This window comes from Tabrizicola sp. T46 (assembly GCF_057219895.1).
The window spans coordinates 1-14,406 of sequence record NZ_JBXVVV010000007.1; the positions used below are offsets into that span (position 1 = coordinate 1).

At 65.6% G+C, this 14,406-nt stretch carries 13 protein-coding genes; 5 read left to right on the forward strand and 8 right to left on the reverse strand.

What is annotated here, in order from left to right; all coding sequences use genetic code 11:
* Positions 1-392: 392 nt before the first annotated feature.
* Positions 393-2,057, reverse strand: a complete 1,665-nt coding sequence (locus tag AC2D9V_RS17545; RefSeq protein ID WP_484715387.1) for an amidohydrolase — start codon at positions 2,055-2,057, stop codon at positions 393-395.
* Between the two features lie 56 nt (positions 2,058-2,113).
* Positions 2,114-3,079, reverse strand: coding sequence for an agmatinase (locus AC2D9V_RS17550; RefSeq protein ID WP_484715388.1), 966 nt, complete (start codon positions 3,077-3,079; stop codon positions 2,114-2,116).
* Positions 3,080-3,241: 162 nt separating this feature from the next.
* On the opposite strand from AC2D9V_RS17550, the gene AC2D9V_RS17555 reads away from it, so the two are divergent.
* From AC2D9V_RS17555 to AC2D9V_RS17570, 4 genes are all read left to right on the forward strand, one after another.
* Entirely contained in the window at positions 3,242-3,622 is a 381-nt protein-coding gene (locus tag AC2D9V_RS17555) for a bactofilin family protein (protein ID WP_484715389.1), read from the forward strand.
* The gene (locus AC2D9V_RS17560) at positions 3,619-4,413 is read left to right on the forward strand and encodes an enoyl-CoA hydratase (protein ID WP_484715390.1); all 795 of its coding nucleotides are present in this window, start codon (positions 3,619-3,621) and stop codon (positions 4,411-4,413) included. The genes AC2D9V_RS17555 and AC2D9V_RS17560 overlap by 4 nt, the downstream gene beginning before the upstream one ends.
* A 162-nt stretch (positions 4,414-4,575) precedes the next feature.
* Positions 4,576-5,085 carry a hypothetical protein gene (locus AC2D9V_RS17565; protein ID WP_484715391.1) on the forward strand — a complete coding sequence of 170 codons (510 nt, stop codon included), beginning with the start codon at positions 4,576-4,578 and terminating at the stop codon, positions 5,083-5,085.
* The gene (locus AC2D9V_RS17570; protein WP_484715392.1) at positions 5,085-5,882 is read left to right on the forward strand and encodes a DUF1828 domain-containing protein; all 798 of its coding nucleotides are present in this window, start codon (positions 5,085-5,087) and stop codon (positions 5,880-5,882) included. The genes AC2D9V_RS17565 and AC2D9V_RS17570 overlap by 1 nt, the downstream gene beginning before the upstream one ends.
* A gap of 467 nt (positions 5,883-6,349) precedes the next feature.
* Here AC2D9V_RS17570 and AC2D9V_RS17575 read toward each other — a convergent pair whose 3' ends face one another.
* The 6 genes from AC2D9V_RS17575 to AC2D9V_RS17600 form a co-directional block, all read right to left on the reverse strand.
* Positions 6,350-7,276, reverse strand: a complete 927-nt coding sequence (locus AC2D9V_RS17575) for an IS1595 family transposase (RefSeq protein ID WP_484715393.1) — start codon at positions 7,274-7,276, stop codon at positions 6,350-6,352.
* 97 nt (positions 7,277-7,373) lie between these two features.
* Positions 7,374-8,561, reverse strand: a complete 1,188-nt coding sequence (locus tag AC2D9V_RS17580) for an MFS transporter (RefSeq protein WP_484715394.1) — start codon at positions 8,559-8,561, stop codon at positions 7,374-7,376.
* A gap of 204 nt (positions 8,562-8,765) precedes the next feature.
* The gene (locus AC2D9V_RS17585; RefSeq protein WP_484715395.1) at positions 8,766-10,235 is read right to left on the reverse strand and encodes a carboxypeptidase M32; all 1,470 of its coding nucleotides are present in this window, start codon (positions 10,233-10,235) and stop codon (positions 8,766-8,768) included.
* On the reverse strand, positions 10,232-11,380 hold the full coding sequence (gene ctaA, locus AC2D9V_RS17590; RefSeq protein ID WP_484715396.1) for a heme A synthase: 1,149 nt from the start codon (positions 11,378-11,380) through the stop codon (positions 10,232-10,234). The genes AC2D9V_RS17585 and ctaA overlap by 4 nt, the downstream gene beginning before the upstream one ends.
* A 147-nt stretch (positions 11,381-11,527) precedes the next feature.
* A complete protein-coding gene (locus AC2D9V_RS17595) occupies positions 11,528-12,784 on the reverse strand; it encodes a lytic murein transglycosylase (RefSeq protein ID WP_484715397.1) in 1,257 nt (418 codons plus the stop codon).
* A gap of 102 nt (positions 12,785-12,886) precedes the next feature.
* The gene (locus AC2D9V_RS17600; RefSeq protein WP_484715398.1) at positions 12,887-13,624 is read right to left on the reverse strand and encodes an RNA methyltransferase; all 738 of its coding nucleotides are present in this window, start codon (positions 13,622-13,624) and stop codon (positions 12,887-12,889) included.
* Between the two features lie 143 nt (positions 13,625-13,767).
* Between AC2D9V_RS17600 and AC2D9V_RS17605 the strand changes: the two genes are divergently transcribed.
* Complete coding sequence (locus AC2D9V_RS17605) at positions 13,768-14,388, forward strand: thiamine phosphate synthase (protein WP_484715399.1); 621 nt, start codon at positions 13,768-13,770, stop codon at positions 14,386-14,388.
* Positions 14,389-14,406 lie beyond the last annotated feature (18 nt).

Here is a 14,406-nt window from a genome sequence, read left to right on the forward strand (position 1 = left end):
TCGTTCTCGCGAACAACGTGACCCACAAGTAGTGAAGCTGACACTCACATCATCGGGTTTCCCCTAGTGAGCCGATATGCAAACATCCAGACGCCGATGCGCCCAAACCGCCCGCATATCCCTTCATTACTCAAACTTTCAAAGAGCACGGACACAAAACACGCAGCACACCAGAACTTCTGGCGTAACTGCCATCTTGCCTCCAGAATTCCTGCGATGGTCTTCGCCACCGCTTCCCGACCCAACCAGCCTGCGTTTCCGCCGCCCCGCCGTTTCGGTGAGGGGGCTTTTACGTCCGGGCCCCGGGACCCGCAAGCGGAAAATGACGCTTCGATGACGATTTTTGGGGATACTCCGGTTTTCGCCGGAATTTCAGTCAGTTGCCAACCCGGTTACGCAGCGGCACCTGTCATGCCCATTGGGTCGTGGGTCACCCTTCCGCCGGCAATGGTCAGCGCGATTCCAGTCCGGCCCACCTCGGCCGGCGGAATCGCCTCGATATCGCCGTCGATCAGGACAAGATCCGCCGCCAGGCCCGGGCGCAGCGTTCCAGTCAGCGCCTCCCTGTGCGCTGCCCAGGCCCCGCCGGCGGTGTAGGCGCGGAGCACCTCCATCAGCCCCACCCTCTCATCCTGGCAGCCCGCATAGGGCACGCGGGTCAGCGCCGCCTGGATGCCGCGCATGACGCTGACATCCGTCACCGGCCAGTCGCTGGCAAAGGCCAGGGGCGCGCCGTGATCGGCCAGCGTCTTCCACAGATAGGCGTCGCGCCAGCGGTCGCGGTGAAAGACGTGCTCCATCGTCGACATCGGGAAATCCATCGCACCCGGCGGATGCGGTGGCTGCACCGAGGCGGTGATCCCAAGTGCGCCAAGTCGCGGCACATCCTCCCGGTCGATCAGCTCGATATGCTCGATGCGGTGCCGCAGGTCAGGGCGCCCCGCCGCTGCGTAGCCGTCGATCGTCTGCCGGACTGCCCCGTCGCCAATGGCATGAACCGCGATCTGCAGACCCCGCGCCGAGATCTCGCGGCAGATCGCCTTGAACCGCTCGGCCTCGAACAACGGCGCGCCGCGTTCGGTCGTGCCCGGGTAGTCGTGCAGCATGAAGGCCGTCCGGCTGTCAACGACACCGTCCATGAACATCTTGACGAATCCGCTTGTCACCCATTCGCCGGTGAACTCGGCCGCCATGGCACTCGCGCGGTCAAGCTCCGCCATCTCCATATGCGGCTTGAAGTGGAACGGCACCTTCACCCGGGCGGTCAGGCGCCCTTCGGCCTCCATCTCTTTCAGGAGAACACAGGTGTAGCGGTTGCCGTCCATGTTCACCATGCTGGTGATCCCATGCGCCGCGCAATGGGCGAGGCCCGCCGCGACCTTCTCCTTGTCCTTGGCCCGCTGCTCGGCCGAGGGCCAGGGGTCCGGCTCGCCCCCCGTGGCGATGCCAAGCTGGAGGTGCAGATCGCCGGTCAGCGCCAGCACCGGGCTGAAGGCTTCGAACTCCAGAAGCTCCCCCGTCGCCGTCCCATCGGCCCCCATCACCACCACATGCCCCGGCGGCATCGCGGCCCCGTGCAGGATGCCCGCCGCCTGCAAGGCCGCCGTGTTCGCCCAGACCGTATGGTGGTCCGGCGCCATCATCGCGATCGGGCGGTCGGCGATCACCCGGTCCAGGTCGTGCCGCGTCACCGGATGGTCCAGGATCTCATAGGCCGCCCCCTGAGCCATCAGGAGGGGCGGGCCGGGGTTCTTCGCCGCATAGGCCCGGAAGGCCGAGGCAAGCGCCTCGAACCCCTGCAAGCCACCGAGCTGCAACTGCGACAACTCGTTGCCGCCCAGCACGAGGTGCAGGTGGCTTTCGACGAACCCCGGCAGCAGCGACCGCCCACCCGCATCCACCACCCGCGTCGCAGGCGCCGCCAGCGCTGCGATCTCCGCTCCGGAACCCACCGCCAGAATACGCCCGCCCCCCAGCGCCACCGCCTCGGCCCGGGGTCGCGCCTCGTCCATCGTCAGGACCCTGGCATTGGTGATGATCATCTCGGCAGCAGTCATTCTTCGTCTCCAAATATCCTCCGGGGGTGCGGGGGTGGAAAACCCCCGCTCCGCCCTCAGCCCCGCGCGACCCGCTCGGCCATGACGCACAGCATCTCGAACATCAGGCTGATCCCCAGCCAGGCCGTGCCTCCCGACGCATCGAAGGGCGGCGACACCTCCACCAGGTCCGCCCCCACCACATCCAGCCCGCGCAAGCCCCGCGCCACTTGCAACGCCTGCCAGGAGTTCGGCCCGCCCACCTCGGGCGTCCCGGTCCCCGGCGCAAAGGTCGGGTCGACGAAATCGATGTCATAGGTCACGTAAGTTGGCCCAGAGCCCACGATCTCCCGCGCCTCGGCCATCACGTCCTCGGCCCCCCGCGCATGGAACTCGGCGATCGGGATGATCCGGATCCCGTTCGCTTCGGCGAAATCCCAGTCCTCACGGCCATAGGCCGTACCGCGGATCCCGATCAGGCAATAGCGCTTCGGGTCGATCAGCCCCTCTTCCACCGCCCGGCGGAAGGGCGTGCCGTGGTTGTAGCGGGAGGTCCCGAAATAGATGTCATTGAGGTCGGTGTGGCTGTCGAATTGGATCATGCCCACGGGGCGCGCCTTCGACACCGCCCGCAGGATGGGCAAGCTGCAAAGGTGATCCCCGCCCCCCGTCAGGGGCCTTATACCCGCCGCCACGACGCGTGCATAGAACGCCTCCATCCGCGCCATCGAATCCATCAGGTCGCCCGGGTTCGGCGCCACATCCCCAAGGTCCGCGCAGCGCGCCAACTGGAACGGCGCCACCCAGGTCGCCCCGTTCACCGCCCGGATCATGGTGGACAGGTCCCGCAACTGCCGTGGCCCATGCCGCGGCCCCGGCCGGTTCGTCGTTCCCCCGTCCCAGGGTGCGCCGATCAGGCCGATCTGGACCTCGCCAAACCGCGGATGATCGAACGGCACATGCGGCAGCCGCATGAAGGTCGGCACCCCGGCAAAGCGGGGCAGGTCGAACCCCGACACCGGCGCGAAGAAATCCTCTGACATGACACCCCCGTGATTCCCGTCCCATCAGACCAGCATCGGCCCCCGCTTTCAGGTCCGGATGCGACATCCGGCGCGTGGGGAAAGCCGCCAGAGCCTCACGCGGCCCCTTGACCGCAAAGGCCCGATCCCGCCTTATCAGGACATACTTCAAAGGGTGCCCCGATGTTCTCCAAGACCGCCGACCCGACCAGCCAGCCCGCCATTCCCCGCCCCTCCACACCCGGCAGCAATACGGGCCGCTCCGTCCTCGGGGCCGACCTCCGCATCACCGGCGAGGTCGTGACCACCGGCTCGGTCGAGGTGCTGGGGGAGATCGACGGCAACATCACCGCGCATGGGCTGATCATCGGCCAGGAAGGCCGGGTGAAGGGCTCGGTCACCGCCGACACGGTCGAGGTCAAGGGCAAGCTTGACGGCAAGGTCGCCTGCGCCAGCTTCACCCTGCGCTCGTCGGCTGCCGTCAAGGCGGATGTCACCACCTCCGGCATCGTCATCGAAAGCGGTGCCGCGATGGACGGCCGCTTCCTTAGGGCCAAGGAGTGAGCGACGCGCCGGCGATGGATCTTGTCCTGCGCCACGATCAGGATGGCATCGCCACCCTGACGCTCAACGCGCCGCAATCGCTCAACGCCCTTTCTCGGGCGATGCTGGTCGTGCTGCAATCCGCCCTCGCCGATCTGGCACAAGACGACAGCATCCGCGTGGTCATCCTGCGTGCAGAGGGCCGCGCCTTCTCACCGGGTCACGACCTGAAAGAGATCGAGGCCGCCCGCAGCGCACCCGACGATGGCCGCGCCGAAATCGCCAGCCTCTTTGCGCTCTGCGCCCGGGTCATGCAGATGCTGCCCGCCCTGCCCCAGCCGGTCATCGCCTCGGTGCAGGGTGTGGCCACGGCTGCCGGCTGCCAGCTCGCCTGCTCGGCTGACCTGATCGTCGCAGCCGAGAATGCCCGTTTCGGTGTCAACGGGATCAACCTCGGCCTCTTCTGCTCGACCCCCGCCGTCGCCCTCTCGCGCCGCATCGCGCCCGCGCAGGCCTTCGAGCTTCTGACCACGGGCGATTTCCTTTCCGCCCCCCGCGCCCATGCCATCGGCCTCGTCAACCGGCTTGCCGCAGCCGAGGCGCTCGACGCAGAAACCCTCGCCCTCGCCCGCCAGATCGCGGCCAAGGACCCCGGGGCCATACGCCTTGGCAAGGAAGCATTCCGAGCCCAGCTTGGCCTCCCGCTCGATCAGGCCTACACGGTTGCCGGCAGCGCGATGGTGGAAAACGCCCTCCGCCCCGAAACGGCTGCAGGCATCCAGGGCTTCCTCGACCGCCGACCGAGGGGCTAGGTTTACTGCCACCCCACCCGCCGATTTCTTCGAAGAAATCGGGCCGGAGCCTTCAAAGGCTCCGCCGCGGAGTTTTCGAAAGGCGATTATATACTTGAGAAAGCAGATTGACGGCTAGGTTGTCGCCGGGCATGCTGGGCGCAACCTTTCCGAGTGCCACGAATGCTTCTCAAAGAGATTATCAAGGCTAAGAAGCTCAACGTTACCGAGGCGGTTTGGTCACAAGAGAAGCCGCAGAGGCGGGTTTTCCCGCTGTCCCGTAAAGCCGGTGGATGCTTCCCTATCACGCGAAAGTGGCGGTGGGCAGTAGTTGAGTTTGACGCCCTTGGGGCGCATTTCCGTCTGATGATTGCCTACCACACAGAAGTTCCCAAGTTTCAGATGGTCTTAGGGGAAGCGATGCGAGCCGACACAAGGGTCTTGTGCCGCGTAGAATACGACATATCGCACACTCGGTTCGGGTGGCACATGCACAGCTACTGCGACGATTCTTCCGGCGTCGAACCTGGGATCATCATCCCGCTCGGCCAGAAAAGAATCCCTTCTGCCAACAACTTACACCGCAAGACAAGCTATGTGTTGAACGGCGATTCAATGAATGATATCATCGCTTTAGACGTAGCCGCGAAGTGGTTTCGCTTCTCGTATCAGCCGTCACTAGGGTTCCACTGATGTCCTTCCAGCAGCGCATCTGCAAAGCCTTCTGCGCAGAAGTCAGGGTGAATCCGTTCCCCGGTGGCTTTGGTGTATCAACACCATTTTCAGATGCTCTAACTGGAGACCCAATCGGCTTTTATGTGATGGGGCCGCAGCCGGGGCATAAGTTCAAGATCATGGATGATGCGTTGACCGTCGCTCGGTTCGAGAGCGAGGGAGCGACACTGGACTCAAAGCAACGGTTGGCGAACTTCCAAGAGATTCTTTCCATCTACGGTGGATCATACGACGAGGACTCCGGAGAGATTGCCATTCCGGACGTAATGGAGAGCGAGCTTGAGCGCAAAGCGCTAGACTTCATGGCGCTTCTTCTGCGGCTTCAGGACATGACCCAGCAGACGCAGGAGCGCACCAAGAACGCTTTTGCAGATGACGTGGCTAAGACGCTAGATTCCTTGGACGTAGAAGGGCTGACTGTGAAAGCTGATGTCCCTGTGTTCCCTGACAGCAAGGAAGTGATCCCAGATTTTGTCTTGCGCAAAGAAGGGCACGACAAGCCGTTGGCCCTATTTCTCGCCAAAGACAACGAGAAGCTTTGGCAAGCCATGCACCTGCAGATGACAGCGGATTACGAAATTCAAAGGCCAGTCTCTATTGTCGTCTTGCTTGAATCCGGTAGCACCGGATCGCAGAAGATGAGGGATAAGGCGTCCAATCGGATTGCGGCTCTGACTAACTGGAGGGGTGACGAAGGCGCTGCTATCAATCGAATTTTGCGCGAACTGGAGGTCCAGCCCCGAAATGTCCACTGATACGAAGTTCGCGGAGACGGTGCGTAACCTTCTGAACATGAAACCGAAGCCTCACGACGAGGCGACGGACAAGGAGAAAGGCCGGGACAAGCCCGGCCTTTCCAGTGGTGCTGACTCTACTTCTTCTTCGAAGGAGTAGATTTCTTGACGGTCTCAACAATGTGCGTCTTGGGGTGACGTTGAGCCGTCGCAACGGTCGTAATGCGGCCAGTAACCGCGCTGCGACCACGTTGGTAGGTCTTGGTTGCCATTGGAATAGTCCTCCATTTGGCGATTGACCGGTCGGTTAGGGCCGACCTCTCTTCGGGGCCGAATTGCCCCTTCGCCCTTGGTGCAAACAAGGGCGAATCGGTCCCGGAGGGAACCAGGGCAAAATGGTAGCAGAGTTTGTGGAAATGCCGAGTCTTGGCCCCAACACTTAGCTGCCAGACCAGTCGTCAAGGAGTCTGGCGACTAGGTTGCGGAACTCAGGCGACGACTGCGTTAATCCGCCGATAGGTGAGGCGCTTGCCGTCAGCGCCTTTCACGATCAGGGCGGCGCGCATGGTGTCGGTGACATCTAACGCGGCACGGTGGGAATAACGGAAGTCGAATTCGGCCAGATAGCGGTGCAGGTGCTGCTTCCCGCAATGCTGATAAGTGCCCTTCATCCCGCGCTTGAAGATGGAGAAGAAGCCTTCAATCGTGTTGGTGTAAACGTCGCCGCGCACATATTCATCGGCGCTGTGGCGGACAAACTCATGCCCCGCGAAATCAGCGGCAACGCGGCGATAGTGGTAAGCTTCATCGGTGTAGATGGTCGCTTCGCGGGCAATGTTTTGGCGCAGGATCGGTTCAACGGTGGAAGTCTTGAGATCGTCAACCACGATGGAGCGGGCGCGGCCAGTTTCACGGTCCACTAGGGAAAGCACTTTCATCTTGTGAGCCCAGCCACGAGCGCCTTCCTTCTTCGGGCTGGTCGGGTCCTTGCCGATAAAGGTTTCGTCAGCTTCCACAACGCCACCACCACCGCCCATAGGCGACATGACGCCTTCGCGCATTGCTTCGCGGATGCGGTGCCACATGAACCATGCGGTTTTGTAGGTCACGCCAATCGAGCGGTGCAGTTGATGGGCTGACATGCCCTTCTTGGAAGAAGCCATCAGATGCGTTGCCAGCATCCACTTGGACAGAGACACCTTGGAGCGCTCAAAGACAGTGCCAACGGTCACCGTGAATTGCTGGCGGCAATCGCCGCACTGAAAGAGGCCAGGACGATGCTTGCCACCTTCAAGACGCTTGCACTTCTCTACGCCGCCGCAGTGGGGGCACACGACACCACCCGGCCAACGCTGTGCTTCCATGTAAGCGCGAGCGGCGTTGTCGTCGTGGAAGATGGGGTCGGACAGGTTCATAGCAGTATCTCCTTGATCCCAATATGGGATTCAGGGTCTGCTTTGTCAAGTATATAATCGCCTTTCGAAAACTCCGCGCCCTTCAACCGTCACCACCTCACCCGGCCAACCGTCCCCTCGCCGCCAAGAGCCCGCCCATCAGCGCAAGCCCGATGACCGCCAGCACCAGGCAGACCGCCAGCACCAGCCCCGCCCCCCCAGCTCCCAGCAGCAGCGCCCCCACAGTCGGGGCCGCTGCCGAGGCGAGGATCGGCGCAACCGCCGCCGCGCCCGAAATCGCGCCGAACCCCTCGCGCCCCAGGATTTCGGCAATGAGCACCGGGCGAAGGATCGAGGTCAGGCCGATCCCCGCGCCCTGCGCCAGCGCGAAGCCGAAGATCATGAGGGGCGCCAGTCCAGCCAGCCACAACAGGACTCCCGCCACCACGATGCCGCCCAGCGATGCCATCGTCGCCTGCGCCGTCGTCACCCGCGCCCCCGCCGCCATCAGCGCCAGCCGCCCGGCCACCTGCGCCGGACCGATGCAGGCAGCGGCCAGCGCGGCAAGGCCCGGTGCCGCGCCCCTGTCGGCGAAAAGGATCAGCGCATAGGTGATCAGGATGCCATGGTTCAGGTAGACCGCAAGAAACCCAAGCGCGATGGCCCAGAAGGCAGGCCGCCGCAGAGCTGCGCGCAACACGCCATGCGGGCTTGGCTGAAGGTCGGGCCCCGCCCTTTCGCGCTTGCGCAGCTGCCGCACCGCGACCGCATTCAGCGGCGCGGCCAGAAGGACCAGCCCGGCAAAGGCCGCTAATGCGCCCTGCCCGCCCAGCGCGTCGCCAAGCCAGTGGCCCAGCGGAAAGGCCAGCGTGCCCGCAAAGCCCGCAACCAGCGTGACCCGGGTGATCCCGGCCCGCGCGCCGTCTCCCAGCCGCCGGGTCAGGAAGGCAAAGCAGGTCTCGTACAGGCTACCCGCCTGCGCCACCCCGATCAACGCCCAAAGTAGCAGCCACCCCGTCAGGCTGGCGGTCAGCCCCAGCCCCGCCACGCCCAGGGCGCACAGAACCGGCAGCCAGATCAGCATCTCACCGCCAAGGCCCCGGTCGACCAGCCGCCCGGTAAACGGCGTCAGTCCCGCCATCACCAGGAAGGCAAGCGTGGGTCCAAGCGCAAGCTCGCCCTTGGTCCAGCCCGTCGCCGTCACCAGGTCCGGCAGAAGGGCCGGGAAGGAATAGTAGCAGCCCGCATAGATCAGCGTCTGGCCCACTGCCAGAAGCCAGACCGCCGCGCCGCCATTCTCGCTCATGGTCTCGCGCCCGTCAGACCCGACACCCGGCAGCCCCGTCCGGCGTCGCTTCCTCCTCGGCCCGACCCGGCAGGACGCGGCAAACACGACCGGCACCCCGCTCCGGGACGCCGGCATCCAAACCTTAAGATCTCCCTAATGTCCACGTACAAGCCATTGTTATCACAGGAATTACCGGATTTGACCACTGTGGTCACTCGGACCTCAGACGCCGTAGATTTCCCCGAACTTGGCCTCGAGATAGTCCAGAAGCGGCCCCTCCGACGGCTCGAACCCGCAGGCCCGCCGCACCAAGTCGCGCGGCTCGTAAAGCCCGCCATGCCGTTGCAGCCGCTCCCGCAGCCAGCCCGTCGCCGCGCTGACGTCCCCCTTCGCCATCATCCCGTCCAGCCCCGGCACCTCGGCCCGCAGCGCCTTCACAAGGCAGCCGGCATAGACGTTGCCCAGCGTGTAGGTCGGGAAGTAGCCGAAAAGCCCGCAGGACCAGTGCACGTCCTGCAGCATCCCGTTCGATGGCCGGTCGACGGCGACCCCGAAGTCCGCCCGGAACCGCGTGTTCCAGGCCTCCTCCAGGTCCGCGACGTCCAGCTCGCCCCGGATCATCGCGCGCTCAAGATCAAACCGCAGCATCACATGCAGGTTATAGTGGACCTCATCCGCCTCGGTCCGGATATAGCCCGCATGAACCCGGTTGACCGCCCGATAGAACCCCTCGGCATCCGTGATCCCGAAGTCCCCGAAGACCTCCCGCATCCGCCCGAACAGCCATCCCGTGAAGGCCCGGCTCCGCCCCAGCTGGTTCTCGTAGGACCGGCTCTGGCTCTCATGCACCCCCATCGAAACACCCTGCCCGATCGGAGTCAGCAGGTAGGCCGGATCGACGCCCTGTTCATAGGCCGCATGGCCGACCTCGTGGATCGTCGAGTAGAAGCAGTTGAAAGGATCGGTCTCGCTGACCCGCGTGGTGATCCGCACGTCCTGCCCGGACCCCGAGCTGAAGGGATGCACCGCCAGATCGACCCGCCCGCGTGACCAGTCATAGCCGAAGACTGTCGCCAGCTCCCGGCTCAGCGCCAGCTGGTCGTCGCGCCCGAAGGTCCCGACGATCCCATGGGGTGCTTCGGCCCCCAGCACCTTCTCGCGCAGGGCGACCAGCCGCGGCCGCATCGCGTCGAACATCGCCGCGATCGCCTCGCCGGTCATCCCCGGCTCGTAGGCGTCGACGAGGGCGTCATAGGCATCACCACCCGCCGCCAGCGCCGCGCCCTCCTGCCGTTTCAGGTCGACCACCTTCCGCAAGGTGGGCAGGAACCCCGCCACATCCTCCCTTGACCGGCACTCGGCCCAGACCCCTTGCGCCAGCGACATCGTCGCCGCGATCTCCTCGGCCAGCTTCGCGGGAACCTTCACGGTCCGCGCGTAGGACCGCCGGATCTGCCGAAGCTGCGCCTCGCCCACCGGGTCCGGGGCCTTCGCTTCCGCCAGCCAGTCGGCGATCCGCGGGTCGGTCCGCCGGGCGTGCAGCACCCCCTCCAGCGCCCCGATCTCCTCGGCCCGCTGCGCGGCGGAGCCTTCGGGCATCACCGTTTCCTGGTCCCACCCAAGCCGCCCCGCGACCTGCGCGAGCGCCTCGGTCTGGCGCTGGAACGCCATCAGATCGCCATAAGCCGTCATGCCGTCCCCTCCCGGATCGACCCCGCCACCGGGTATTGCGCCAGGTGCCGCGCCCGCAGGATCAGCACCCACAGGATCACCGCGCCGATCTGGTGGGTGATCGCCACATGCATATGGGCCGAGGTCAGGACCGCCGCGATCCCCAGCACCATCTGCGCGACCAGCATCGCCATCACGGCATGGAAGGCAGCCCGCGTCGCCTGATAAGAGGACCGCCGCCCCCGCAGCCAGACAACGATACCGAAGGCAAAGAGCAGATAGCCCGACATCCGGTGAATGAACTGCACCAGCCCCGCATCCTCGAAGAAGTTCCGCCAGACCGGCTCAAGCTGGAAGGGATAGGGCGGGAAGAACCCGTCGCCCATCAGGGGCCAGGTCGGAAAGGCGCGGCCTGCGTCGATCCCCGCGACTAGCGCCCCCAGCAGGATCTGCAGGAAGGTGAAATGCATCAGGCCGGTCGAGAGGCTGTAAAGCTTCGCCTCCCGGCCGCGCCGGGCCGTCATCAGCTCGGCCTCGCTTCGTCCAAGGAGGAACACATACCAGGCGAGCAGCCCGAGGATCACGAAGGCCAGGCCAAGATGCAAGGCAAGCCGGTAGCTTGCCACATCCAGCATCGTGCCGGTGAGGCCCGACGACACCATCCACCAGCCGATCGCTCCTTGCAGACCGCCAAGCCCACCCAGCAGCAGAAGCCGCCCGGTCCAGCCCGGGGGGATCGCCCGCGCCAGCGCAAAGCACACAAGACCCACGAACCAGACCAGTCCGATCACCCGGCCCAACTGCCGGTGGCCCCATTCCCACCAGTAGATTACCTTGAACTCCTCAAGGCTCATCCCCTTGTTCTGCAACTGATATTCCGGGATTTCCCGGTACTTGTCGAACTCTGACTGCCACGCTTCGGCGCTCATCGGAGGCAAGGCACCCGTCACCGGGCGCCATTCGGTGATCGAAAGCCCCGAGTCGGTCAGCCGGGTCATTCCACCCACGGCGATCATCGTGGCGACCAGCAGGAACAGCGCGATCAACCACAGCCGGATGCCTGCCCTTGCGCCCCTAGGCCTGGCGTCGATCCCGCCGCCGGTTGGGGCCGGAGCGACAGTCTGGCCCTCACCCACCTCCTGGAAAATGCTGCGCTTGCCGGCCATGAACCGCCCCTTTGCTCGTCGCGCCGGACACTATGCGCCGCCCCGGACGGCTTCAAGGCCCTGCGACGACAGGGCACCGCTCACCACTGTGACTGGCATCTTCGCTGTCCCGGCGATGAGCGACCGCAAGGGAGCGAAGAGCAGCCCCTAGCGCAACCGCTGCAACAGCTCCAGCGACGGCTTCCCCGTCACCGGCAAGCCTGCGCTGGACTGGTAGGCGCTGATCGCGGCTTCCGTCTTCGCACCGATCACCCCGTCCGACCCGCCGGTGTCGAACCCGCGCGCCGTCAGGCGCTCCTGCAACTCCTGCCGGTCGGCCTTGGTCATCCCTGCCGCATCCGGGCCGAAGCTTGCCTGCACCGGCCCGCCCCCGGCAATCCGGTCCGAAAGGTGCCCGACCCCGATCGCATAGTTCTGTGCGTTGTTGTAGCGCAGGATGACCGCGAAGTTCTGGGTGAGCAGGAAATAGGGCCCGCCCCCACTGGTGCCACCGGCGATGATCGACCCGGGCGCCAACCGTCCGCCCGCGGCCGGGCGCACGCCCAAGGCCTCCCATTCCGCCGCAGACTTGCCCTTGCCGCGGCCGAGGAGCGCAGGGTTAAACCCCGACGGCAGGGTGACCTCCATCCCCCAGGGCAGGCCGCGCACCCAGCCCGATTTCTGCAGGTATGCGGCAGTCGAAGCGAGTGAATCCGACGGGTCCTCGCTCCAGATATCCCGCCGACCGTCACCGGTGTAATCGACCGCATAGGCGAGATAGCTGGTGGGAATGAACTGCGTATGCCCCATTGCGCCGGCCCAGCTGCCGGTCATCGCGCCGGGCGAGATATCGCCCGACTGCAGGATCCGCAGGGCTGCCGTCAGCTGGCTTTCGAAGAACTCGCCCCGCCGCCCGTCATAGGCCAGCGTCGACAGGGCGCTGATCACCGGAACGTTCCCGCGGCGCGTGCCGTAAAAGCTTTCCAGACCCCAGACGGCGGCAACGACATGCGGCTCGACCCCGTAGCGCGCCTCAATGGCGTTCAAGGTCCCCTGATACTGCGCGTATTTTTGCCGCCCCAGGCTGACCCGCTCGTCCGAGGCGGCGATGTTCAGGTAGTCCTCGAGGCTGCGCTTGAACTCGGTCTGGTTGCGGTCGCGCTCGACCACGTCAGGCAGGTATCCCGCCCCGCGAAAGGCCGCGTCCATCGTGGACTGCGATATGCCCCGCCCCGCCGCGCGGGTCTTGTAGCCCGCGACCCAGGCGTCATAGCCCGCATTCGGCACCGGGCGCGGGGCCGGGTCCGGGGCCCGGTAGCCCGCCCCGCCGCCAGATCGCCCGCCGCCCGAGACGCAGGCCGACAGCAGCGTCGCCGCCCCCGTCAGGATCAGGCCCCGCCGTGTAAGTCCATTCAACCGCATCATCATCCTGCCGCCTCAATGCTTGTTTTGCCGCAATGATCCCACGGGTCGCCCGAAAGGCCAAGCCCGCGCTTTGTCACCCTGCGGATCGCACGAGCCGAGGGGTCACTCGTCCTGCTTCTTCAGCTTCCAGGCGATCTGCCGCAGCATCCCGTGGAAGGTCTGCACCTCGGCCCGCGTCAGCCCCAGCCGCCCCCACATGTTCCGAAGGTTCAGCTTCATCCCCTCGACCTTCGCGGGCGGGAAGAAGAACCCCGCCGCCTCCAGCCGTTCCTCGAAGTGGTCGGCCAGCCGGTCCACCTCTTCCCGGTTGGCAAGCTCGGTCCGGGCCATCTCGCGGACCACAGGTGGCACGTCATAGCCCTGCCGGCCCCATTCATAACCCATCAGAAGGACGCATTGCGCGAGGTTCAGCGAGGGGAACTCCGGGTTGACCGGGACCGAGATGGTTGCATTGGCCCGGATGATGTCCTCGTTCTCCAGCCCCGCCCGTTCCGGCCCGAACATCACGCCGACCCGCTTGCCCTCGGCCGCCAGCGTCCGGGCGATCGCCATCGCATGTTCGGGGGTGACCACGTCCTTCACCAGTTCCCGCCGCTGCGAGGTGGTGGCGAATACGAAGTCGCAGTCCGCCAGCGCGGGGGCGAGGTCGGGGAAAAGCTGGGCATCGTCAAGGATCCGCCCCGCGCCCGAGGCCATCGCAACCGCCTTGGGGTTCGGCCAGCCGTCCCGCGGGCCGACGATCCGCATCCGCGTCAGGCCGAAGTTCAGCATCGCCCGGGCGGCGGCCCCGATATTCTCGCCCATCTGCGGTCGGACAAGGATGAAGACGGGCGGGATCATGGGGAACCTGCGGACAAGGGCGGGACCGTCCGGCCAATAGGCCAGAGGGCCCGCGCTGACAAGCCGCCCCCGGTAGCCAAGGCGAGGAAAGGCTGTTAGACGGGCCGCCAGTTCACGCCCAAGACCAAGCCCCGGAGCCGAAGATGGCCGCTGACGACCGCCCGCAGATCACCCTCATCACCCCCCCGGCCTTCGATCCTGAAACCTTCTCGGACCGGATCGCCCGGGTCATGGACGGGATGGAGATCGCCTGCCTCCGGCTGTCGCTGGGAACGAAGGACGAGGACATCCTGATGCGGGCCGCCGACGCGGCACGCGAGGCGGCGCATGCCCGCGACGTGGCGGTGGTGATCGACAACCACCTGATCCTTGCCGACCGCCTTGGCCTCGACGGCGTTCATCTGACCGACGGCGCCCGCTCGGTCAGGAAGGCACGCAAGGACCTTGGCGCGGATGCGATCGTGGGGGCCTTCTGCGGCACCTCGAAGCACGAAGGGATGTCGGCGGGCGAAGCGGGGGCGGACTATGTGGCCCTTGGGCCGGTCGGCGAAAGCCGGCTGGGCGACGGCAGCCGGGCCGATTTCGACACGTTCCAATGGTGGTCCGAGGTGATCGAAGTGCCGGTCATCGCCGAGGGCGCGCTGACCGCGGAACTGGTGGCACGCTTCGGCCCGGTGACCGACTTCTTCGCCATCGGCGAAGAGATCTGGTCGGCCGAGGATCCCCTTGCGGCGCTGAAGGCCCTCCTCGCGCCTCTGGGATAAACGCGCGCCGGTCTGCAG

Bases quoted from the DNA above. Each gene is read 5' to 3' on its own strand.
- AC2D9V_RS17545 (WP_484715387.1), bottom strand. From the start codon at position 2,057: ATGACTGCTGCCGAGATGATCATCACCAATGCCAGGGTCCTGACGATG.
- AC2D9V_RS17550 (WP_484715388.1), bottom strand. From the start codon at position 3,079: ATGTCAGAGGATTTCTTCGCGCCGGTGTCGGGGTTCGACCTGCCCCGC.
- AC2D9V_RS17555 (WP_484715389.1), top strand. From the start codon at position 3,242: ATGTTCTCCAAGACCGCCGACCCGACCAGCCAGCCCGCCATTCCCCGC.
- AC2D9V_RS17565 (WP_484715391.1), top strand. From the start codon at position 4,576: ATGCTTCTCAAAGAGATTATCAAGGCTAAGAAGCTCAACGTTACCGAG.
- AC2D9V_RS17570 (WP_484715392.1), top strand. From the start codon at position 5,085: ATGTCCTTCCAGCAGCGCATCTGCAAAGCCTTCTGCGCAGAAGTCAGG.
- AC2D9V_RS17575 (WP_484715393.1), bottom strand. From the start codon at position 7,276: ATGAACCTGTCCGACCCCATCTTCCACGACGACAACGCCGCTCGCGCT.
- AC2D9V_RS17580 (WP_484715394.1), bottom strand. From the start codon at position 8,561: ATGAGCGAGAATGGCGGCGCGGCGGTCTGGCTTCTGGCAGTGGGCCAG.
- AC2D9V_RS17585 (WP_484715395.1), bottom strand. From the start codon at position 10,235: ATGACGGCTTATGGCGATCTGATGGCGTTCCAGCGCCAGACCGAGGCG.
- ctaA (WP_484715396.1), bottom strand. From the start codon at position 11,380: ATGGCCGGCAAGCGCAGCATTTTCCAGGAGGTGGGTGAGGGCCAGACT.
- AC2D9V_RS17595 (WP_484715397.1), bottom strand. From the start codon at position 12,784: ATGATGCGGTTGAATGGACTTACACGGCGGGGCCTGATCCTGACGGGG.
- AC2D9V_RS17600 (WP_484715398.1), bottom strand. From the start codon at position 13,624: ATGATCCCGCCCGTCTTCATCCTTGTCCGACCGCAGATGGGCGAGAAT.
- AC2D9V_RS17605 (WP_484715399.1), top strand. From the start codon at position 13,768: ATGGCCGCTGACGACCGCCCGCAGATCACCCTCATCACCCCCCCGGCC.